The sequence below is a fragment of the Streptomyces sp. NPDC001750 genome, from assembly GCF_042892615.1.
In the GTDB taxonomy this organism is placed as follows: Bacteria; Actinomycetota; Actinomycetes; order Streptomycetales; family Streptomycetaceae; genus Streptomyces.
Window position 1 is genome coordinate 1 of record NZ_JBIAUE010000090.1, and the last position, 1207, is coordinate 1207.

A 1207-nucleotide genomic window follows, 5' to 3' on the forward strand; every position below is an offset into this window, starting at 1 on the left:
GAGCTGCAGATACTCATCGCGACCTGGACCGGCGCCTGCCCCACCTGTCACCGCGACATGCCAGACCCCGCACCAACATGACCAAGCCCTACTAGCGCCTGCCCCAAAGGGCACGCCGTTCAACCAATCACTCGGCCGCATCGTTTGTACGGTTCGCACCACCTGATCTGCACGAACTCAGGACGAAAGAAGATCACTAACGTATTCGCACTGTCAATTACCCCGTGGCCAGTGGCGCCCTGAGGTCAGGGTCCTAGCATGAAAGTGACGAATCATCGTTCGCCTCCAATTGGTCAGGAGTGATCGCGGATGACCGTCACAGCGCAGAAGCACCAAGCGTGGGCGCAGATACAGGCCCGCCGAAATACCCCAGAACTCATCAAGTCGCTCGACGAGGGACGCCCGTCGGTAAGCGGCATCGTGCGTCCTCTCGAACCCGAGGTCCCAGTGGTCCTCGATGGTGAAGTATTCGAAGACCTCGAGCGGCTCAACGCCATGACGAGGAATCAGGCTCTCTACACCACTCGGCTGTCCGACGGAGGTGCCGTCGCTCTCGGAGTCTTCACCGACCGTGCGGGGATGCTCTCTGTTGCACACCCGATGGACACGGATACGACGCTGGACTTCGGGCTTCCCACCTTCACCAGGGTCTGGGAAGACGCCAACGAGGGCGGAGACCGTCTTGAACTGGAGCACGGCTTCCACTGGCCCAACCTCCTGGATGTGCCCAGGGGATTTCTCCACACGCAGAACTGGAACGACATCGTGTCGTCGGTCAGCGTCTGCGCGTTCGATGTCAGTCTCTTCTGGGACATCAACCTGTCAGGGCCTGAGTTCTTCGTCCCGGCGGGTACCCGGATTCCAGATCTGAATGCCTTCGGGTGGAACGACGCGGTGTCTTCCTTCATCTGCTGGGGGTAGGCGACTACACAAACCGGCTATACCACCCTCGGGTGCCCCTGTGGGTGGTACAGCAATGCGCCAGCTCCCCGCGGTCGCACTCGCCAGGAAGCTGCCACATCGAGAAGAGTGGGCCCCGGCGCAGCTGGGCAAAGGGCGCAGGAGCCGGAGGCGACTTCCGTCTTCGCGCTACTGAACTTGAATTCGTGATGTGTCGGTCAGTCGTCCATAATCAGGTCGGTGCTGGCGAGGCATCCGTCGACCAGGTCCGGGCGGTACTGGATCTGCTTGAGCCTGTGCTTGACGG

The 1207-nt window shown here is 61.1% G+C and carries 1 protein-coding gene; it reads left to right on the forward strand.

The window, feature by feature from the left end:
• Nucleotides 1-309 precede the first annotated feature (309 nt).
• Nucleotides 310-921, forward strand: coding sequence for a hypothetical protein (locus ACFYY6_RS38330; protein WP_389197782.1), 612 nt, complete (start codon nt 310-312; stop codon nt 919-921).
• Nucleotides 922-1207: the final 286 nt, after the last annotated feature.